Origin of the sequence: Streptomyces sp. NPDC029041, from assembly GCF_040637515.1 — a bacterium.
Taxonomy (GTDB): Bacteria; Actinomycetota; Actinomycetes; order Streptomycetales; family Streptomycetaceae; genus Streptomyces.
Map to the genome: position 1 here is coordinate 67225 of NZ_JBEZWO010000011.1, position 18982 is coordinate 86206.

Genomic DNA, 18982 nt, shown 5'->3' on the forward strand with positions numbered 1-18982 from the left:
CTGGCGCGGCTCGGGCAGGGATGAGCGTAACGCCACCAGGCCCTAAGCTCCGCTGCATGGTGCATGTACTCAGCAGCCGGATCCTGCTCCGCCCCACCGACCCCGAGCGGTCCCGTGCCTTCTACGGCGAGCAGCTGGGCCTCGCCGTCTACCGCGAGTTCGGCACGGGCACCGAGCGCGGCACCGTCTTCTTCCTGGGCGGCGGCTTCCTCGAGGTCTCGGGCCGGTCCGAGACGCCCCCCGCGCCCGCCGTACGGCTGTGGCTGCAGGTCGACGACGTGGCCGCGGCACAGGAGGAACTACGGGGCAAGGGCGTGGACATCGTGCGGCCGCCGGTGCGGGAGCCCTGGGGGCTGATCGAGATGTGGATCGCGGATCCGGACGGGACGCCGATCGTGCTGGTGGAGGTTCCGGCGGACCATCCGATGCGCTACCGGCCCGGCATCTGAGTTGCGTCGAGGCGATGCTCCCAGCCCCGGTCGGTGCGGGTGAGTTCGCTGAAGCCCGCACCGGTCAGCAGCGCGAGCGGGGCACTGTCGGCGGCCGATTCGCAGGCGACGAGACGGTCGACGCCGCACAGCCGCAGCCAGTCGGCGGCCCGGGCGAGCAGCCAGTGCTCCAGCCCGGTGCCGTCCTGCTCGGGGTCGATGTGCAGGTTGCCGATGTCGGCGACGCCCGCGGCGCGGGCATGGCGTTCCGGGCGGGCCAGGGCCGTGTCGATCTCGATGAAACCGAGGCTCTTCCCCATGGCCCGGGCCGTGAAGCGGGTGCCGCACTCCCCGGGGGTGCGCTCGGCCGCGACGCCCGGCCGGGGCTCGGCGGCCGGCAGGTCGGCCACCCGGGCGATCAGGATGACCTCGGTGTCCCCGGTGTGCCGGAACCCCGCGCGTTCGTAGAGAGCCCGGATGTGGGGCCAGTTGCGGGGCAGGCCGTACACGAGCGGGGCGGGGAGGGACCCGTCGGCGTACCGGACGCGGGGGTTCCATCGGACGAACTGTGCGAGGCACGCCCGCATCAGCAGGTCGGCGGCGAGGTCGGCTTCGGGCCAGAGGGACGCCGCCGGGCGATGCACGAACCAGTTGATCTCGGCGGCGTCCCGGTAGTGCGCGCCCACCTCGGCGTCCGCCCGGTAGCGCAGCAGGTGGGCCGCGGCGACGACGTGCTCGCGCTGCTCGGCGACGAGCGTCGTCCGCTCGGCCACCCACGGGTCGGTGATGAACTCGCCGGGCTGCCGCTCCAGGTCACCGAGGACGGTGTTCACGGAGACGGAGACGCCGGGGACGACGGCCGCCACGTGCAGGTTGACCAGGTCGGTCAGCTGCTCGCGGTCGGTCCGGCGGAAGGGGCGCACCTGGGGGCCGGGCACGGGGTACCTCCGGGCAGGGTGAGGGAGCCGGTGGCCGCCACGCGGTGCGGTACGGGGCGAGGGTACGCCGGGGACACTGCGGCACACCACCGGGTTGCCCCGGATGGCAGGGAGTCGGGAAGGCGGCTTAGCGTGCTGGAGAGGGACCCCGGGGGCCTGCCCCCATCGCTCGCGGAAGGAACGCCATGAAGCTCGACGCACCGGTGACCGGCGGTCCCTGCTGGGCCGAGCTGGGGACCAGCGACCTGGACGCGGCCCGGCGCTTCTACACGCGGCTGTTCGGCTGGCGGCCCGAGACGGACGCGCGTCAGGAGGCCGGGGGCTACACCGTGGCGCACCTCGGGGACGCGGCGGTGGCGGCGCTCGCCCCGCTGTACCAGCCGTCGCAACCGGTCGCCTGGAACGTGTCGTTCGCGGTGACCGACGCGGATGCCACCCTCCGCGCGGTGAGCGAGGCGGGCGGATCGGTGCTGTTCGGGCCCACGGACGTGTTCGACGTGGGCCGTTTCGCGGTGGCCGCCGATCCCGGCGGTGCCGTGTTCCAGCTGTGGCAGGCGGGGACCTTCCCGGGCGCCGGACTGTTCAACGCGCCCGGCTCACTGGGCTGGGTGGAGCTGATGACACGGGATCCGGAGGGAGCCGTGTCCTTCTACACGCGGGTGTTCGGCTGGACGGTCGCCCCGTCGGACCGTTACACCCAGTGGGGCGTCGGCGGGGCCGACTTCGGCGGCATGGTGACCATGGACGACAAGTTCCCGCCCGAGGTACCGGCGCACTGGCTGCCGTACTTCGCCGTGGCCGACGTGGACGACGCGACCGCCGTCGTGCAGCGGCACGGCACGGTCCTGATGGTGCCCACGTCCGTGCCCGACGGCCCGCGCATCGCGGTGCTGCGGGACCCGCAGGGCGCGATGTTCGGCGTGTACCGGGCGGACTACGAGCGCTGAGACGGCGGTGTGCGACGACGAGGGGAGGGCCGGGCGGGACTTGCGCTGAAGTGCGCTCCAGCTCCTAGCGTCCTGCGCACGACCTGCCCGGAAAGGACAACCGTGCGTTACACACTGTTCGGCAAGACCGGTCTGCGTGTGAGCGAGCTGAGTCTCGGCGCGATGACCATCGGCGACGACTGGGGCTGGGGCGCCGGCGAGGAGGCCAGCGCCCGGATCGTCGACGCATACGCGGAGGCGGGCGGCAACTTCATCGACACCGCCAACAACTACACCGACGGCAGCTCGGAACGGATTCTCGGCGAACTGCTCGAAGGCCGGCGCGACCGGTTCGTACTGGCCAGCAAGTACACCTGCGCAATCCGTGACGGTGACGTCAACGCCGCGGGCAATCACCGCAAGAACCTGGTTCTGTCGGTGGAGGCGAGCCTGCGGCGGCTGCGGACCGACCGGCTGGACGTGCTGTGGGTGCACGCCCGGGACAACTTCACACCGGTCGAGGAGGTCATGCGGGCCCTGGACGATCTCATCCGCACGGGCAAGGTGCTGTACATCGGTGTCTCGGACTGGCCCGCCTGGGAGATCGCCCAGGCGGGCACCCTGGCGGAGTTGCGGGGCTGGACCGCGTTCGCCGGTTCGCAGCTGCGCTACAGCCTGCTGGAACGGACCCCGGAGCGCGAACTGCTGCCGCAGGCCCGGGCGTTCGACCTGGCCGTGCTGGCGTGGGCGCCGCTCGCGGCCGGGAAGCTCACCGGCAAGTACCGCAGGGGCGAGGCGGGGCGTCTCGACACCACCGGCGGGGACACCGACCCGCGCGAGGAGGCGGTGATCAGTGCCGTGCTCGAGGTCGCCGAGCAGGGTGGCTGGAGTCCGGCACAGGTGGCCCTGGCCTGGCTGCTGGCCCGGCCGGGCAACGTGGTGCCGATCATCGCGGCGACCAAAGAGAGCCAGCTCGCCGACAATCTGGGCAGTGTCGACGTCCGCCTCGACGCGGACGCCCTCGCCCGGCTCGACGAGGTGAGCGCGGTGCCGCTCGGTTTCCCGCACGACTTCGTCCGTGAGCCGGCCATCACCCGGGCCGTGTACGGCGACCGCTGGGAAGCCGTCGACGACCGCCGCTCCACGCATCGCCGTACGGTGCACGAGGTGCTGTGACCGGTGCGCCGACGTGCCCTGCCGATGGCCGCATCAGGCCCTCAGCACGCCGAGCCGCCCTTCCAGTTGACTGAGCAACTCCCCGAGCAGACAAGCGAGTTCACCCTGCTCGGGGGCGTCGAGGCCGGACAGCACGGCGGTCTCGTAGGCGAGCTGGACGGGCAGGATGCCGTCGACGAGGTCGCGTCCGGCGTCGGTGAGGCGGAGGTGGACGACCCGCCGGTCACGGGTGTCCCCGCGCCGTTCGACCAGGCCGCGCTCGCTCAGCTGCTTCAGGCGTTTGGTGACGGCGGCCCCCGAGGAGAAGGTCTCCCGCGCCAGTTCCCCCGGCGTCAGCTCGTGCCCGGTACGACGCAGCGCGCCCAGCAGATCGAACTCGGGCCGGCTGAGCCCCGCCCGGCGCAGGGGAGCGTCCTCGGCCTGCTGCAGCAGGGCGGCACAGCGGTTGATCCGCCCGATGATCTCCATCGGTCCCGTGTCGAGCCCGGGGCGCACGGTCTGCCACTGCCGCACCACGGCAGCCACGGTGTCGCCCCGACGGCGGCCGCCCGGGTCGGCCCCGGAGGTGCCGCCATCGGCGCCGCTCCCCTCGGTCGCCGCTCCCCTGGCCCCGGCCTCGTCGGCCGACCGCCCTTCCGTCGCCGACTGCGGGCCGTGCCCGGTGTCGCTCCGCTCCGGCGATGGTCCTTCGGTCGGCGTCATGACCGTGCGTCCTCCGTTTCTGTGGCCGGGTCCCGGTCCGGGAGCAGGCCCTGTCGTCGGGCCGTCGCGGCGAGCGTACGGTGTCCGGACTGTTCGGCGAGCACGACCCGCTCCCGGGGCAGGGCCCGTTGCCACCATTCACCGGCGGCGGCGTCGGCGGTGGCACGCAGTTCGGCCAGGGCGACGGCGAGGCCGCGACGCGCGGATTCCAGGGCCCCGGCGCCGGGGTCCGGCTCGGCCAGGAGGCGGGCGGCGTGCTCACGGGCCCGGCCGACGGCGGTCAGCGCGTGTTCGACACGGTCGCCCGCACGCCGGTCGGTGACGGCCACGGCGGCGACGAATCCCACCAGCGCGCCGACGACGGTGTCCACGACCCGCTCCGTCATCAATGTCCAGGGCTCCTGGTATCCGGCGAATTCCGTGATGAGCAGGGCCATGGGCGTCACGCAGACGCTGCCGAGCCAGTAGTTCCGGCTGATGAGCGCCTCCGCGCCGAAGCTGCATGCCAGGCAGCACAGCACGAGCGCCACCGGCCCCAGGTGTGCGAGCGGCACGACGGCCAGGAAGACGAGCACGCCGACGACGTTGCCCACGACCCGCTGGACGGCCCGGCTCCAGGTCAGCGCGGTGTTGGCCTGGTACAGCGAGGCGGCGGTGACCAGTGCCCAGGAGGGGCGGCCGACGCCGAGGGCGAGGGAGGCGTAGCCGGCGAGTGCGCAGCCGAGCGCGGTCCGCACCGCGAGCGGGGTCAGCGGACCGAGCCGCGCCCGTGGGGGGCGGACCGCGGCCACGCCGAGCAGTTCGCCGGTGCCGGTGTCCGGCAGGCCGGCCTCGGGGACGGGTCCATTGCCACGCAGCGAGCCCGCCCACGCGCGCAGCCGGCCCGCGTCCGCCTCAGCCGGCGCCGCGAGGGCGACCTCGGCGCGGACCACGAGCCGTTCGAGCGCCCACCGGGTCCGGGAGGGAGCGTGGGTGGCAAGCAGCGACTGCCGGGCGGCCTGTGCGGCGGCACAGCCGACGGCGCGCATCCGGGCGTGGTCCTCACCCGTGCCGCCGGTGCCGGCGTATCCGGCGGCGGCCTTCAGGGCGGCGGCGGTGGCGCGGCGCTCCGGCCAGTGAGGCCTGAGGAGCGCGGGCGCCATGCAGACCAGCCAGGCCCAGGCGCCCGTTCCGGCGGCCAGGGCCAGATGTCCGGGCACCTGACCGAGGGTCTGCGGTGCGAACAGGGAGGCCGAGCTGACGAAGGTGAGGACGACGTTGCCCGGCGGACCGATCCGGGTGGCGTCGCACAGCACCTTCTGGGCGGCGGCCAGCAGCGCGCCCACGGTGACCAGGACGACGGCACTGCCGGTGAGCGAGGCCGCGACCAGGGCCACGGCGAGCCCGCCGAGCATGCCCAGCACCACCCCCGCCAGGACACCGGCCCGGGCGGCGTACGGGCGGTTGTGGGCGTACAGCGCGCACAGGGAGCCGGCCATCGCGTACATCACCAGGTCGAGCCGGCCGAGCGCGAGCAGGGTGAAGGCGGGCGGGGCGATCGCCGCGACCACGCTCAGCGCGGGCTTGAACCAGATCTCCGAGGGCCTGCCCGGGCGCAGTACCCCCGCAAGGGGGAGACGCCTTACGGGCCGGGTGACGGGGGTGGCGGGCGCGCTGCTCATGGCCGCAACCTTAACATGTGTTTTACCTGTGAAACATATCCTCCCGCCTGGTGTGCTCCGCCGAGTGCTCCCGCTGTACACCCTTGCGCTTGCGTGCGCGCCGCACGGCGCGGGCATCGATTGTCCGACCGTCGAAGGGGGAGGTACGCGTGCACGGACCGGCTTCGTCCGGCTGGCTGCTGGTGGCGCTCTGCGCGGTGACCGGCGTCTACTGCCTGGCGCGGATGCGCGGTGGCGCCGAGGGGCGGCGCAGCGCTGCGGGCGGCGAGGCGCTGATGGGTTTCGGGATGGCGGCGATGGCCGTACCGGCGGCGGTGTTCACGCCACCCGCGTGGGCGTGGCCCGTCTACGCGGCGGTGTTCGGGGCGGCGGGCGTGCACGCGCTGTGGGCGGTACGGGCCGGCGTGCACCATCTCCATCACCTGGTGGGGGCTGCCGCGATGGTCTACATGTCCGTCGTCATGGCGGGCTCCCCCGGGCACGCGCACGGTCAGGGCGGATCGGGGGTTCCGCTGCTGACCGGGGCGCTGCTGCTCTATTTCGCCGGGTACGTGCTGCTGACCGGCGTCCGCCTGGTGCCGGTCGCCGCCGTGGCCGGCGGTGCGGGTCCCGCCGGGTGGGGCGACCGGCCGGAACTGGCGCGGGCCTGCCGCCTTTCCATGGCGATCGCGATGGTGGCGATGCTGCTGACGCTGTGAGCGCGGCCGTCCCGGCTTCCCGGTGCAACCGTGGACCCGGCATTCAGCCCCCGCACTCCGGCGCCCCAACGGATCCGTTGTCTGCGTCACTTTGGCGTCGCAAGTCGTACCCCTGAGCGGGGCGGCGCTCATAGGCTGCCCCCATGATGCTCACCGCCGCGCTGCTGCTGCTCGGCGCCCTCACCGCCGTGGCCGCCCCCCGGCTGCTCGCCCGGGCGGACTGGCCGGACCGTGAGCCGGTGGTGGCGCTGTGGGTGTGGCAGTGCGTGGTGGCGGCCGTCCTCGTGTGCTGCGCGCTGTCGATGACGCTCAGCGCGGCCGCGGCCTGGCACGCGGTCGGCGGGCACCTCTTCGCCACGGCCCCGCGCGCGGTCGTCGAGGCCTACGCCCTGGGCACCGCGGGCCCCTGGGCGGCGACCACGGCGGTCGCCCTGGCCGGTGGCGGGCTGTGGAGCGCGGCGATGCTGCTGCGTGAGATCGGCCGCGCCCGTGCGCGGCGTCGCCGTCGGCGCGCCGATCTGCTGGTCCGGGCTCCGCTGCTGCCGGGCGAGGTGGCCGTCTCGGGCCGGCTGGTCGTCCTGGAGAGCGAGCGGCCGGATGCCTGGTGGCAGCCGGGCACTCCCCCTCAACTGGTCGTGACCACGGCCGCGTTGCGCCGGCTGAAAGGCCGGCAACTGGACGCCGTGCTGGCTCACGAGCAGGGTCACGCACGGGCCCGGCACGACTGGCTGCTCAACTGCTCCTCGGCGCTGGCCGGCGGATTTCCGCAGGTGCCGGTGTTCGCCGCGTTCCGCGACGAGATGCACCGTCTGGTGGAACTCGCCGCCGACGACACGGCATCGCGCCGCTTCGGCCGGCTGACCACGGCCCTGGCACTGGTCGAACTGAACGAGCACCGCGGCGTGTTCGGGCCGTGCCCGACCCCGCAGGCCCATGTTCCGGCCCGGGTGAACCGGTTGCTCACTCCCCCGGACCGGCTGACGGCGGCCCGGCGCCTGCGGCTGACGGCGACGGCCGCGCTGGTCCCGGTGGTGCCGGTGCTGCTGGCGTTCATGCCGGGATTGCGGGCACTGGGGTAGCGGAGGGCCCCGGACACCCCGCGGAGGACACGGCATGACCGAAGCACGTCGCCCCGGTGACGGAAGATCATCCCCGTACTGGATCCGGACCCCCCGGTTCGGCGAGGATCGGCGTATGCACACCTCGTCCGTCGATTCCCCGCCCCGCCCGGAACACCGCACCACCGCCGGTCTCGCCGGCGCCCTGGCCCTGTGCTCGGCGCTGCTGCTGGTCCTCGTCGCGGCCAGATGGAGCCCGTTGATCGGCGTGGACGGGGACATCTCCGGCACCACCCACCGCTGGGCGGTCGACGAACCGGTCCTCACCCAGACGTGCCGCATCCTCACGGACTGGGTGTGGGACCCGTGGACGATGCGTCTGCTGTGCGCCGCCGTCGTGGTGTGGCTGGTGGTGCGGTGGGCGGCCCGCTGGACGGCGGTGTGGCTGGCGGTGGCCGTAGCACTGGGCACCGTCCTGCAGCAGGGCATCAAGGCGGCGGTGGACCGTCCCCGCCCGGTCTGGCCCGACCCCGTCGACTCCGCCCACTACTCGGCGTTCCCCTCGGGCCACGCCATGACCGCCACCGTGGTCTGCGGCCTGTTGCTGTGGCTGCTGCACCGGCACGGCGTCGGCCGGGTTGTGTGGGGTACCGCCGTGGCGGTGGCCGTCGTCTCCGTGATCGGGGTCGGACTCACGCGGATCTGGCTCGGCGTCCACTGGCCGTCGGACGTGATGGGCGGCTGGCTGCTGGGCATAACGGTGGTGGCCCTCGCGGTGTGGGTACACCGACGCTGGCAGCCCTCGGCCCGGGATCTCCCCCCGCCGCACGACGCGACGTCGTAGGACCGCCGCACGGCGCTGGGCCGCACCGTCCCCGTCCCCCGGTCACCGCCGAGGCGCTGGGCAGTTGCCGAGGATCCGGCGAGCCGGGCCGGCTCGTCGTCCGGGGAAGGGCGCGGGTGCGCCCCCGGCACCGGAAGGTAGCCCGAGGCCACTACTGGGGCGAGTGCTCGTCCGCCTCGGACGATCCCCCGCGTCGCCCGAGGCAGACGGCATCACCGGCCAGGACCTGGCAGGTCGTGGCCGGACCCCTCTGAGTATAGTTGGCTGGCAGCCAGTCAACACAGGAGTTGCAGCATGTCTCCGCGTAGCGCCTCGGTGAACGAAGAGTTGCGGCGGCGTTCCCGTGAGCGGCTCCTGCAGGCAGCGGTCGAGCTGGTGAGCGAGCGAGGCTACGACGCGACCACACTCGGCGACATCGCCGACCGGGCGGGTTCGGCCCGCGGCCTGGTGTCGTACTACTTCCCCGGCAAGCGGCAGCTGGTGCAGTCCGCGGTGCACCGGCTGATGCACCGCACGCTGGAGGAGGCGCTGGAGCGCGAGCCGCGCTCCGAGGACGGCCGGGAGCGGATGGCCCGGGCCATCGACGCGATCCTGGGCCTGGCCAGGGACCGGCCCGTGCTGATGCGCCAGCACATGGCGGGGATCCTGCAGGCCGAGGGGTTCATGCAGTGCCCGGAGCAGCGGCGGCTCGCCGAGCTGCTCCGGGACACCATGGCCCGGCACGGGTCGTCGGACGTCGCAAGCGACTACCCGATGTTGCGCGCCCTGCTGATGGGCGCCGTGTACGCGGCTCTGGTGCCGGGGGCTCCGATGCCTGTGCCGGTGCTGCGGGCCGAGCTGTTCAAGCGCTACCGGCTCGACCGGGAGCTGGGCCTCCCGCCGGAGAACGGAGCCTGCGGCGGGAGGGGCGGCGAGGATCTGTCGCGTTTCTTCGCGACCGGAGCCGCACCGGAGTGCGGCCCTCGGGATCAGTCGAAGTAGTCCGGCTGCGTCTGGACGTTGAGCTCACGCACATGGACCCGGCGGGCCGGGTCGGTGCGCCGGTCGTCGATCTTCAGGACGTCGAAGCCCCGGGCGTACTCGTTGGAGTAGATGTGGCCGTTGTAGTAGTACGCCGACCACGAGCCGCCCGACTTGATCGCGTCGGTGGTCAGCGGGCCGCGGTCGAAGTAGGCGATCTCCTTGGGTTTCGCCGAGTCGGTGAAGTCCCAGACGGAGACGCCGCCCTGGTACCAGGCCTGGACCATGATGTCCTTGCCCTTGACCGGGATGAGCGAGCCGTTGTGGGCGACGCAGTTCTCGGTGGCGGCCTGGTGGCGGGGGATCTTGAAGTAGCTGCGGAAGACGAGTTTGCGCTGGTCGCCCTTGCCGACGATGTCGTAGATGCCGTCGGCACCGCGGTCCGGGCCGACCTCCGCGTTGCAGGTGGCCGCGCCGCCGCCGCCCAGCTCGTCGGTGTAGACGACCTTGTTCGCCTTCTGGTTGAAGGTCGCCGAGTGCCAGAACGCGAAGTTCACGTTGTCCTGCACGCGGTCGATGACCTTCGGGCGTTCCGGGTCCTCGATGGAGAACAGGATGCCGTCGCCCATGCAGGCGCCCGCGGCCAGGTCCTTCGAAGGCAGCACGGTGATGTCGTGACAGCCGGTGGTCTTGGACACGCCCGGGTTGGTGGGCCCGCCCGGGTTGCCGCCGCCGTCCGGACCCTCACCCGGGAACAGCACGGGGAAGCCCACGACCTTCGCCTTCTCGGGCGCCGTGCGCGGCACCTTGATGACGGAGATGCCGTCGTGCGGCGGCCGGCAGTCGGGGTAGGCGGCGTTCGGGGAGTACGAGGAGACGTACACGTAGACGTTGCGGCGCTCGGGCACCAGCGTGTGGGTGTGCGAGCCGCAGGCGGTCTCGACGGCCGCGACGTACCTCGGATTGCGCTTGTCGCTGATGTCGAAGACCTTCATGCCCTCCCACGAGGACTTCTCGGTCGCCGGCTGGGTGGTGCTGGAGCAACTGCTGTCACTGCGCGAGGAGTCGGTGGACAGGAACAGCAGGTCGCCGGAGACGGAGATGTCGTTCTGCGAGCCGGGGCAGAGCACCTGGGCGATGGTCTTCGGCGCCTTGGGGTTGCTGATGTCGAAGATGCGGAAGCCGTCGTAGTTGCCCGCGAACGCGTACCTGCCCTGGAAGGCGAGGTCCGAGTTCGTGCCCTTCAGCACGTCCTTGGGGACGTGGGCCACGTGCTTGATGTTGTCGGAGTGGACGATCTCGTCCTGGCCGGGTATCTCGCCGCTCTCGATGGCCTCTCGGACCTCGGCCTGGGCGCTCTTGGACACCTTCTTCGGTGCGGGCGGCGCGTCCCCCGGGTCGGGGGTGGCCCCTGCCGGCGAGACGGTGAGGAGCGCGGCGAGCAGTCCACCGGCGGCTGCCACAACTCCCAGACGTCTACGGCGTGTTCTGCGGTCGTTCAACAGGATCACTGTTTTCCTCCCTGGTTCCGTTCGCTGCGGAACGGTTCACGCACCACGCAGTATCGTCTTCGTCATGCTCATACCAACAGGGGGCAACAGAATCGCAATGAAGTTCTCCGATCAATGACCCGCGGAAGCGTGCCAGTACGTCGTCCGCAACCCGAGGTGCTCTCCAACACGTCTGCCACAGGAGGTCGTTGTGCTGTTCCGCCGTGCGTCCCGGGTGTCCGCCGTCGCGACGGGGCTGGCCGTCCTGGCCGTGCTCGCGACCGGAGGCTGTGACTCCGGTCCGGACCGGAAGCCGGCCGCCGCGGACGGGCCCGCCGTGATCGCGCCGGGTGAGCCCGGCGAGGCGAACCGCACCCTGTCCGCCGAGGAGGCCACCGAACGGCGCTCGGAGAACGACTCCCCCAACTCGGCCGACGTCTCCTACGTCCGCATGATGATCGAGCATCACGCCCAGGCCCTGGTGATGACCGAACTCGTCCCCGAGCGCGCCGAGTCGAAGGCCGTGCAGCGGATCGCCGAACGCATCGCGGCCGGCCAGAAGCCCGAGATCGAGGCGATGAAGGGCTGGCTGAAGTCGTACGGCAAGCCACTGAAGGCCGAGCGGCACGAGCACGCCGCGATGCCCGGCATGGCGACCCCGGCTCAGCTGAAGAAGCTCCGCACCGCCGACGGGCAGGCGTTCGACCACCTCTTCCTGACCCTGATGACGACCCATCACCAGGGCGCGATCACCATGGCCACGGACGTGAAGGGGCAGGGCAACAACATCCGCGTGGAGGAGATGGCCGACGAGGTGATCGCACAGCAGACGAGTGAGATCACTCGGATGCGGAACATGCTCTGAGTTGTCGGCCATGGTCGCCGGCGACTGACTGCGACGGTTCGCGGGATCCGCCGTTGTGGTCCTGCCAGCAGGCCATGTGGTCCGAAGGTGCGTGCGGCATCCAGGCCCTCGCCGGCGGGGGAGCCGGGTGAGCACCCTCGTACTGGTCGTGCCAGGCATGGATCGTGAAGAACAGGGCGACGGCGGCCAAGAGGAGTTGGACCGCACCCGCGAACGGATGGGCCGAGCACAGGAAGATCACAGCGATCACGAGCACACCCAAGGTGAACCCGCCGAACCAGAGGACCGGAACCCAGTCCATCGGGCGTGCCACGGTTTGCTCGTCCGCACGGCCCCCTTCACGGAGGACCGACGCCACCCCCAGCAGAAGAGCGACCGGGATCTCGATGAGCAGCACGATCAGGCTGATGCAACCACCTGCGAACCCATCACCTCGCACGTCCGAAGGCTGCCCGGGGCGGGACCCTCCCGGCAAGCGCGGTAGACGCGTACTCCGCTCGAAGCGCACGGTCACATACTCGTACGTGACGCCTCCCGGTGGATCAGGGTTCACCAGGCCGAGACCGAGTCGTGGCCGGGCCGAGTGCCCTGCGGGCCCTCGCCCTCGAATCTCAGCGTCACCCCGCCCGTACCCGAGGCGCAGGCTCCCGCGTCCGTTCAGCGCCGGGCGCGGCGCGGTGACAGCAGGCCCGCGTCGCGGGCCTGGCCGATCAGGCGGAGGGAGGCGCGACGGCTGTGGCCGGTCGCGCCCATCACGGCGAGGACCGGGTCGGCACCCTCGCGCTGGGCCGCGCGGTACTCCCGCGCCACCAGCTGACTCCCTTCCTGCCCACGCGGCCACGCCGGCCTGGCACGCCTCCCCTGGCCCCCGCGGGCGTCGGGCCCGGCTCCGGGCTCGCACGCCTCGGCCACCGAGTCCTCGACCCAGTCGGCGAGCACGGCCAGGTCGTCGAGGGACAGGGCGGGCTGGGCGCGCACTTCCTCGACACAGACGCATCCGCCGCCCACGACGGCCAGCGCATCGATCCGGGCGCCGTCCCCGAACACCAGGCGGAACTCGAACCACCGCGTGGTGCCCTCGTTCTCCCGCACTTCCCACGCGGGGCGCACGGACACCGCACCGTCCGCCGGAGAGCGATCAGAAAGATTCAGAAAGGATGCATTCAGCACAGGCCGAACGTAACCGCATGATCACATTCCCTACAGATCGGACACGCGCCGCGGGTGGAGCACAGCACCCTGTCAGCGGAGCCCCACCGGTGCGATGCTGGAGAGGTCAGCGTTCTCCTGAGATCCGTCGGTTTTCCGGGTGAGGAGTTCCGCCGTGCTGCGAGTCGCCGTCGTAGGCTCCGGGCCGAGCGGGTGCTACACCGCCCAGAGCCTCGTCCAGCTGGACTCCGACGTGCGCGTCGACGTCCTGGACCGGCTGCCGTGCCCCTACGGCCTCGTCCGCTACGGCGTGGCACCCGACCACGAGAAGATCAAGTCGCTGCAGAACAACCTGCGCGCCGTCCTCGAGCACGACCGGGTCCGCTTCCTCGGCGGCGTGCAGGCCGGGCCCGGCGGAGTGACCGTCCCGCGGCTGCGGCAGCTCTACCACGCGGTGGTGTACTGCCTGGGCGCCGCCACCGACCGCCGTCTGGGCATCCCCGGGGAGGACCTGCCGGGGAGCTGGTCGGCCACGCAGTTCGTCGCCTGGTACAGCGCCCACCCGGACGCCGTGGACGCCGGTTTCCTGCGGGACACCCGGTCTGCCGTGGTCGTCGGCGTGGGCAACGTCGCCGTGGACGTCACGCGGATGCTGGCCCGGGGCCCGGCCGAGCTCACCCCGACCGACATGCCCCAGGCGGCCCTGACCACCCTCGTGGACAGCCGGGTGACCGAGATCCACATGGTGGGCCGGCGCGGACCGTCCCAGGCCCGGTTCACCACCAAGGAACTGCGCGAACTGGGCACCCTGCCGGAGACCGACGTCGTGGTGGACCCGGCGGAGCTGGCCCTGGACCCCGGGTACACGGACCCGTCCGCACTGCCCGCCCCCCAGCGCCGCAACGTGGAGGTGCTGCGCGGCTGGGCGCGGACACCTCCGAAGGGCGCGCCACGCCGCATCCACCTCCGGTTCTTCCTCCGCCCGGCCGAACTCATCGCCGAGCGGGGCCACGTGGGCGCCGCGCGGTTCGAGCGCACGGCCCCGGACGGTCATGGCGGCGTGACGGGCACGGGCCGGCATGAGGTCATCGAGGGACAGCTGGTCCTGCGCTCGGTGGGCTACCGCGGAGTCCCCTTGGAGGACCTTCCCTTCGACCCGGTCACCGGAACCGTGCCGAACCTGTCCGGCCGCGTCCTGCGCGAGGGGGCCGTCGCCCCGGGCGAGTACGTGGCGGGCTGGATCAAGCGCGGCCCCACCGGCGTCATCGGCACGAACCGCCCCTGCGCGAAGGAGACGGCGACGTCCCTCCTCGAGGACGCCCCCGCCCTCGCCGCGAAGACGGTCCCCGCCGACCCCCTGCCGGTGCTGCGCACGGAGGGTGTCGATCCGGTGGAGTGGGCGGGCTGGCTGTCCATCGAACGGGCGGAGGCGGCCCTGGGCGCGTCGCTGGGCAGAGGCGTGGTGAAACTCCCCGACCGGCAGTCGCTCCTGGAAGCCGCTCGGGCCGGGATTCGCTGAAGGCGCGCGTCAGCCGCCCGGGCGGGCGTGCTGCCGGGCGGCCGCATCGAGCAGCGCGGCCATGAGCCCCGGGAACAACGCGTCCAGCTCGTCACGCCGCAGCCCGTTCATCTTGGCCGTCCCCCGGTACACCTGCCGGATCACCCCGCTCTCCCGCAGCACCCGGAAGTGGTGCGTGGTGGTCGACTTGGTGACGGGCAGCTCGAAGTCCGAACAGGACAACTCCCCCGTCACACCGGCGAGTTCACGCACGATCCGCAGCCGCATCGGATCCGAGAGCGCGTGCAGCACCCCCTCCAGCCGGATCTCGTCAGAGGCGGGATGCGGCAGGTCACGGTTGCTGACGGCGGGCGACGACACGGCGGCTCCACTTCCTCGGGGACTCCATAGTACGAGGACCCTCGTAGTTTGACATCCACCGTACTACGATGCCTATCGTACGAGTCGACATCGGCCCCCCCGACGAATGGAGTCCGCCGTGACCGCGCTCTTCGAGCCCTGCACCCTGCGCGAGCTGACGATCCCCAACCGCGTGTGGATGCCCCCGATGTGCCAGTACTCGGCGGCGCCGCAGGGCCCGGAGGCCGGGGCCCCCACCGACTGGCACTTCGCGCACTACGCCGCCCGCGCCACCGGCGGCACGGGACTGATCATCGTCGAGGCGACCGCAGTGTCCCCGCAGGGCCGTATCTCCCCCTACGACCTGGGCATCTGGAACGACACACAGGTCGAGGCGTTCCGCCGCATCACCCGCTTCCTCGGCGCGCAGGGCACGGTCCCCGCGATCCAGCTCGCCCACGCCGGGCGCAAGGCCTCGACGGACCGCCCATGGAAGGGCGGCGCGCCGGTCGGCCCCGACGCCCATGGCTGGGACCCGGTCGCCCCGAGCCCGCTCGCCTTCGCCCACGGGCATCCGGTCCCGGCCGAGCTGACCGTCGATCAGATCAAGGAGATCGTCGGGCAGTTCTCCGCCGCGGCCCGCCGTGCGCTCGCCGCCGGCTTCGAGGTCGCCGAGATCCACGGCGCCCACGGCTACCTGATCAACGAGTTCCTCTCCCCGCACTCCAACCACCGCACCGACGCCTACGGCGGCTCGTACGAGAACCGCACCCGCTTCGCCCTCGAAGCCGTCGACGCCGTACGGGAGGTCTGGCCGGACGACAAGCCGCTGTTCTTCCGCATCTCGGCGACCGAATGGCTCGAGGACGGCGGCTGGACCGCGGACGACACGGTGCGCTTCGCCGACGACCTGCGGGCCCACGGCATCGACCTGCTGGACGTCTCCACCGGCGGCAACGCCTCCGGTGTCCGCATCCCCACCGGTCCCGGCTACCAGGTGCCCTTCGCCGCCCGGGTGAAGAAGGAGACGGCCCTGCCGGTCGCCGCGGTCGGGCTCATCACCGATGTGGAGCAGGCCGAGAAGATCCTGGCCAACGGCGAGGCGGACGCGGTCCTGCTGGGCCGCGAGCTCCTGCGCAACCCGTCGTGGGCGCGGCACGCCGCGCGGGAGCTCGGCGGCGAGGTGCGGGTGCCGGACCAGTACCACCGGTCGGTCTGACCGGCCGGCCTGGCGCCGCCGATTCGACCCGGCCGCTCCCACTCGGCCGCTCCGGCTGGATCCGGCCCTCCGTCCGGCACCCGTCGACGTACGTCAACCGCTCGCGCACGCCGTCCCGTTGAGCGTGAAGCCAGCCGGAGCGGCGCTGTTGCCGGCGTGAGAGGCCTGGTAGCCGAAGCTCACGCTCGCGCCCGGCGCGATGGTGCCGTTGTACGAGACGTTGGTGGCGGTGACCGGCCCGGACGAGGGCGCGTACGTGGCACCCCAGCCGCCCGTGACCGTCTGCCCGGCGGGCAGCGTGAAGCCGAGTTTCCAGCCGTTGACGGTCGTCGTGCCGGTGTTGGTGAGGGTCACGGAGGCGGTCAGGCCGGTGTTCCAGGCGTTCACCGAGGTCGTCACCCGGCAGGCGCCCGGCTGGGGTTGGGGTGCGGGGCCGGAGCCGTCCAGGCCGAAGAAGGTGAGCACGCGGGACGCCATGCCCTGGGCGTACAGGTTGTGGCCGACGCCCTGGAGGCTGATGGCCTCCACGGGAGCCCGGTCCCCCGTGCCGCCGTAGCGGGTACGGGTCCAGCCGGGCTGGGGCGTGTCGGTGCCGGTGGGCGTCTGGCTCACGCCCTGCACGTTCGTCCACTGCTTGATCTGCTCGCCGAAGTTGGGGTAGCGCAGGACGTCGTCCTCGGTGCCGTGCCAGATCTGCATGCGGGGCCGGGGGCCGGTGTAGCCGGGGTACGCACCCCGGGCGAGGTCGCCCCACTCCTTCGCGGTGCGGGTGATGGTGCCGCCCGAGCAGGCGCTGTTCCACTCGGAGCCGTCGCCGGTGGCGAAGCAGCCGAACGGGACGCCCGAGAAGGCGGCGCCCGCCGCGAACACGTCCGGGTAGTCCCCGAGCAGGACGTTCGTCATCATCGCGCCGGAGGAGATGCCGGTGGCGAACACCCGGCTCGTGTCGGCGTCGTACGTGCGCGTGACCCAGTCGATCATCGACTTGACGCCGACGGGGTCGCTGCCTCCTCCGCGGCGCAGGGCCTGGGGCGAGGAGACGTCGAAGCACTTGCTGCTGCGGGTGACGGACGGATACAGCACGATGAATCCGTACCGGTCGGCGAGCGTGTCGTACTCGGTCCCGTTGTACATGTCCGGGCCCGAACCGGTGCACCAGTGCACGGCGACCACGACCGCCGGCTTCGGGGTCACGCTCTCCGGCACGTACACGTACATGCGCAGGTTGCTGGGGTTGGAGCCGAAGTTCGTGACCTCGGTGAGGGCCGCGGTGGGCACGGCGCTCCCGCGTGCGGAGGCACGAGTGGACCCGTCGGCGGCGGCCGCGGGTGCGATCGGAGCGGTGGTCGCGACCAACGGCAGCAACACGGCGACGAGCGCGAGGAGGAGTGACCGCAGGGGTCTCCTCGTCATGCGGTGGGGGGTGGCGGGCACGTCCGGGTTCCTTCCGTCGTGGGAGGCTTCCGTTCCGGCATGGTGGCATGGACATGGCTGCTATGGAAGCGCTCCCACAGCGCCCTTGCCGTGACCAGCGCCGACGGAATCCGCTCTGCGCGAGGCGTTGACTAGAAAGCGCTTGCACTCTACGTTCCGTTCAGCAATGTGACCCACCCGTGCAGACGGAGCAGCCTCCGCCCGTACAGCGAACCGCAGGATGAACACTAGTCATGTATGTGTTCTGCCCCCACAACAGAAGGACTCGGGACATGGCTTCTGCGACACGTCCGCGCGCCCGCAAGCGCGCCCTGACCGGCACCCTGGCCGCACTCGGCCTCTCGGTTGGCATGATCATGACTGTCAACGCGCCCGCTGCGAGCGCCGCCACCTGGCCGGCCCCCAACGGCAGTCAGGGGACTTCGTCCACCATCTCCGTGTCCGGCACCAAGGACTACGGGATGAAGCGGTACTACGGCACCGGTGCCCTGGCCGGTGACGGACAGGAGGAGGGGCAGGACCCGATCTTCAAGCTCGCCAACGGCGCGGTGCTGAAGAACGTCATCCTCGGCGCCCCCGCGGCCGACGGCATCCACTGCGAGGGCAGCTGCACGCTGCAGAACGTCTGGTGGGAGGACGTCGGCGAGGACGCCGCCACCTTCCGCGGCGGCAACGGCGCCACCTACCAGGTGATCGGCGGCGGGGCCAAGAAGGCGGCGGACAAGGTCTTCCAGCACAACGGCGGCGGCACCCTGACCATCTCCAACTTCGCGGTGCAGGAGTTCAAGACCCTGTACCGCTCCTGCGGTGACTGCTCCACTCAGTACACCCGCAAGGTCAACCTCAACACCGTCGACGTGACCGGCACCGGCTCCACCGCCCGGCTCGTCGGCATCAACGTCAACCGCAACGACGTGGCGACGCTGCGGAACATCACGATCCGCAACGACTCCGGCCGCAAGGTCGTCCCCTGCCAGAAGTACAACAACAACACCGCTGTCGGGTCCGGCCCCGACAGCAGGAACTGCCTGTACTCCTCCTCGGACATCACGTACAGGTAGTCCGAGGCGGACGGTCCCCCCACGGTGAAGGCGGCCGTGCGCAGTGTCCCGGCGGGCGCTGCGCACGGCCGCCCGCCTCACGTGCTCCGCATGCGGGCGTGCACCTCCCCCGTCAGCTCCCGCTGGTAGCCGGTGCAGGCGTCGCGCAGCTCGGTGCCGGGCCAGTCGGCGGGCAGGAGGACGGGCAGCAGGACGGGGTCGGCGAGCAGGTGCCGCACGACGGCGGCGAAGGCCGTCAGACGGTCGGCTGGGCGGGGCGAGCCGGCGATGTGCGCGAGCAGAGCCCGGGCCGTGGTGGACCAGGAGTCCAACGGCCACAGAATCTGGGCCAGTTCGCCCGGGGGGCGGTCGGGACGGGGACCGAGGCGCCGGGGCCGGGCGCGCCGGACACCTCGGTGCGGGCCTGCCCGGGCGAGGCCGACTCGAACTCAAGCCAACAAGCGCACAGTTCGCGCACAGTCACCTCCCGATTCCACTTCGTTGTCAGTGCCGTGGTGCAGACTCCCCGTCGTTGG

19 protein-coding genes and 1 pseudogene are annotated in these 18982 nt (G+C 72.1%); 11 read left to right on the forward strand and 9 right to left on the reverse strand.

Annotation, left to right across the window (positions count from 1 at the left end):
• Positions 1 to 56: 56 nt before the first annotated feature.
• The gene (locus tag AB0F04_RS27355; RefSeq protein WP_362045707.1) at positions 57 to 449 is read left to right on the forward strand and encodes a VOC family protein; all 393 of its coding nucleotides are present in this window, start codon (positions 57 to 59) and stop codon (positions 447 to 449) included.
• Here the strand turns inward: AB0F04_RS27355 and AB0F04_RS27360 are convergent.
• The gene (locus AB0F04_RS27360) at positions 431 to 1366 is read right to left on the reverse strand and encodes an N-acetyltransferase (RefSeq protein ID WP_362045710.1); all 936 of its coding nucleotides are present in this window, start codon (positions 1364 to 1366) and stop codon (positions 431 to 433) included. The two genes, AB0F04_RS27355 and AB0F04_RS27360, sit on opposite strands and share 19 nt — an antisense overlap.
• Before the next feature lie 185 nt (positions 1367 to 1551).
• Here AB0F04_RS27360 and AB0F04_RS27365 point away from each other — a divergent pair, with 185 nt between their 5' ends.
• Together AB0F04_RS27365 and AB0F04_RS27370 are read left to right on the forward strand one after the other, a co-directional pair.
• Complete coding sequence (locus tag AB0F04_RS27365) at positions 1552 to 2313, forward strand: VOC family protein (protein ID WP_362045713.1); 762 nt, start codon at positions 1552 to 1554, stop codon at positions 2311 to 2313.
• 102 nt (positions 2314 to 2415) lie between these two features.
• Complete coding sequence (locus AB0F04_RS27370) at positions 2416 to 3468, forward strand: aldo/keto reductase (RefSeq protein WP_362045716.1); 1053 nt, start codon at positions 2416 to 2418, stop codon at positions 3466 to 3468.
• Between the two features lie 33 nt (positions 3469 to 3501).
• Here AB0F04_RS27370 and AB0F04_RS27375 read toward each other — a convergent pair whose 3' ends face one another.
• Positions 3502 to 4170 (reverse strand): MarR family transcriptional regulator, encoded by a 669-nt coding sequence (locus AB0F04_RS27375; protein ID WP_362045719.1) that lies wholly within the window; start codon positions 4168 to 4170, stop codon positions 3502 to 3504.
• Complete coding sequence (locus tag AB0F04_RS27380) at positions 4167 to 5831, reverse strand: FUSC family protein (RefSeq protein ID WP_362045722.1); 1665 nt, start codon at positions 5829 to 5831, stop codon at positions 4167 to 4169. Before AB0F04_RS27380 ends, AB0F04_RS27375 begins: the two co-directional genes overlap by 4 nt.
• Positions 5832 to 5980: 149 nt before the next feature.
• Between AB0F04_RS27380 and AB0F04_RS27385 the strand changes: the two genes are divergently transcribed.
• From AB0F04_RS27385 to AB0F04_RS27400, 4 genes are all read left to right on the forward strand, one after another.
• Positions 5981 to 6529, forward strand: a complete 549-nt coding sequence (locus AB0F04_RS27385) for a DUF5134 domain-containing protein (RefSeq protein WP_362045725.1) — start codon at positions 5981 to 5983, stop codon at positions 6527 to 6529.
• Positions 6530 to 6672: 143 nt separating this feature from the next.
• A complete protein-coding gene (locus AB0F04_RS27390) occupies positions 6673 to 7608 on the forward strand; it encodes a M56 family metallopeptidase (RefSeq protein ID WP_362045728.1) in 936 nt (311 codons plus the stop codon).
• A 115-nt stretch (positions 7609 to 7723) separates the two neighbouring features.
• The gene (locus AB0F04_RS27395) at positions 7724 to 8431 is read left to right on the forward strand and encodes a phosphatase PAP2 family protein (protein ID WP_362045731.1); all 708 of its coding nucleotides are present in this window, start codon (positions 7724 to 7726) and stop codon (positions 8429 to 8431) included.
• A gap of 294 nt (positions 8432 to 8725) precedes the next feature.
• Positions 8726 to 9412 (forward strand): helix-turn-helix domain-containing protein, encoded by a 687-nt coding sequence (locus tag AB0F04_RS27400; RefSeq protein ID WP_362045734.1) that lies wholly within the window; start codon positions 8726 to 8728, stop codon positions 9410 to 9412.
• Here the strand turns inward: AB0F04_RS27400 and AB0F04_RS27405 are convergent.
• On the reverse strand, positions 9400 to 10902 hold the full coding sequence (locus AB0F04_RS27405; protein WP_362045737.1) for a hypothetical protein: 1503 nt from the start codon (positions 10900 to 10902) through the stop codon (positions 9400 to 9402). The two genes, AB0F04_RS27400 and AB0F04_RS27405, sit on opposite strands and share 13 nt — an antisense overlap.
• A gap of 190 nt (positions 10903 to 11092) precedes the next feature.
• Between AB0F04_RS27405 and AB0F04_RS27410 the strand changes: the two genes are divergently transcribed.
• Positions 11093 to 11746: a DUF305 domain-containing protein gene (locus tag AB0F04_RS27410; RefSeq protein ID WP_362045740.1), complete on the forward strand. Its 654-nt coding sequence runs from the start codon at positions 11093 to 11095 to the stop codon at positions 11744 to 11746.
• Here the strand turns inward: AB0F04_RS27410 and AB0F04_RS27415 are convergent.
• Both AB0F04_RS27415 and AB0F04_RS27420 read right to left on the reverse strand, forming a co-directional pair.
• The gene (locus AB0F04_RS27415; RefSeq protein WP_362045743.1) at positions 11721 to 12143 is read right to left on the reverse strand and encodes a DUF6234 family protein; all 423 of its coding nucleotides are present in this window, start codon (positions 12141 to 12143) and stop codon (positions 11721 to 11723) included. The genes AB0F04_RS27410 and AB0F04_RS27415 overlap by 26 nt on opposite strands.
• Positions 12144 to 12403: 260 nt before the next feature.
• A complete protein-coding gene (locus AB0F04_RS27420) occupies positions 12404 to 12862 on the reverse strand; it encodes a DUF6214 family protein (RefSeq protein WP_362045746.1) in 459 nt (152 codons plus the stop codon).
• Between the two features lie 208 nt (positions 12863 to 13070).
• On the opposite strand from AB0F04_RS27420, the gene AB0F04_RS27425 reads away from it, so the two are divergent.
• Positions 13071 to 14414, forward strand: a complete 1344-nt coding sequence (locus AB0F04_RS27425) for an FAD-dependent oxidoreductase (protein WP_362045749.1) — start codon at positions 13071 to 13073, stop codon at positions 14412 to 14414.
• A gap of 9 nt (positions 14415 to 14423) precedes the next feature.
• On the opposite strand, the gene AB0F04_RS27430 is transcribed toward AB0F04_RS27425, so the two are convergent.
• Positions 14424 to 14774 carry a helix-turn-helix domain-containing protein gene (locus tag AB0F04_RS27430; protein ID WP_362045752.1) on the reverse strand — a complete coding sequence of 117 codons (351 nt, stop codon included), beginning with the start codon at positions 14772 to 14774 and terminating at the stop codon, positions 14424 to 14426.
• A gap of 118 nt (positions 14775 to 14892) precedes the next feature.
• On the opposite strand from AB0F04_RS27430, the gene AB0F04_RS27435 reads away from it, so the two are divergent.
• Complete coding sequence (locus tag AB0F04_RS27435) at positions 14893 to 15972, forward strand: NADH:flavin oxidoreductase/NADH oxidase (protein WP_362045755.1); 1080 nt, start codon at positions 14893 to 14895, stop codon at positions 15970 to 15972.
• Positions 15973 to 16065: 93 nt separating this feature from the next.
• Here AB0F04_RS27435 and AB0F04_RS27440 read toward each other — a convergent pair whose 3' ends face one another.
• The gene (locus AB0F04_RS27440) at positions 16066 to 17385 is read right to left on the reverse strand and encodes a PHB depolymerase family esterase (protein ID WP_362046234.1); all 1320 of its coding nucleotides are present in this window, start codon (positions 17383 to 17385) and stop codon (positions 16066 to 16068) included.
• A 293-nt stretch (positions 17386 to 17678) separates the two neighbouring features.
• On the opposite strand from AB0F04_RS27440, the gene AB0F04_RS27445 reads away from it, so the two are divergent.
• Complete coding sequence (locus tag AB0F04_RS27445; RefSeq protein WP_362045758.1) at positions 17679 to 18467, forward strand: pectate lyase; 789 nt, start codon at positions 17679 to 17681, stop codon at positions 18465 to 18467.
• 77 nt (positions 18468 to 18544) lie between these two features.
• Here AB0F04_RS27445 and AB0F04_RS27450 read toward each other — a convergent pair.
• Positions 18545 to 18823, reverse strand: a pseudogene (locus AB0F04_RS27450) (PaaX family transcriptional regulator C-terminal domain-containing protein); the annotation flags it as partial.
• Between the last annotated feature and the right edge of the window lie 159 nt (positions 18824 to 18982).

What these genes read in the sequence shown, in the direction of transcription:
- AB0F04_RS27440 (WP_362046234.1), bottom strand. Translation starts at nt 17,385, where the DNA reads ATGACGAGGAGACCCCTGCGGTCACTCCTCCTCGCGCTCGTCGCCGTG.
- AB0F04_RS27400 (WP_362045734.1), top strand. Translation starts at nt 8,726, where the DNA reads ATGTCTCCGCGTAGCGCCTCGGTGAACGAAGAGTTGCGGCGGCGTTCC.
- AB0F04_RS27395 (WP_362045731.1), top strand. Translation starts at nt 7,724, where the DNA reads ATGCACACCTCGTCCGTCGATTCCCCGCCCCGCCCGGAACACCGCACC.
- AB0F04_RS27355 (WP_362045707.1), top strand. Translation starts at nt 57, where the DNA reads ATGGTGCATGTACTCAGCAGCCGGATCCTGCTCCGCCCCACCGACCCC.
- AB0F04_RS27375 (WP_362045719.1), bottom strand. Translation starts at nt 4,170, where the DNA reads ATGACGCCGACCGAAGGACCATCGCCGGAGCGGAGCGACACCGGGCAC.
- AB0F04_RS27445 (WP_362045758.1), top strand. Translation starts at nt 17,679, where the DNA reads ATGGCTTCTGCGACACGTCCGCGCGCCCGCAAGCGCGCCCTGACCGGC.
- AB0F04_RS27365 (WP_362045713.1), top strand. Translation starts at nt 1,552, where the DNA reads ATGAAGCTCGACGCACCGGTGACCGGCGGTCCCTGCTGGGCCGAGCTG.
- AB0F04_RS27380 (WP_362045722.1), bottom strand. Translation starts at nt 5,831, where the DNA reads ATGAGCAGCGCGCCCGCCACCCCCGTCACCCGGCCCGTAAGGCGTCTC.
- AB0F04_RS27390 (WP_362045728.1), top strand. Translation starts at nt 6,673, where the DNA reads ATGATGCTCACCGCCGCGCTGCTGCTGCTCGGCGCCCTCACCGCCGTG.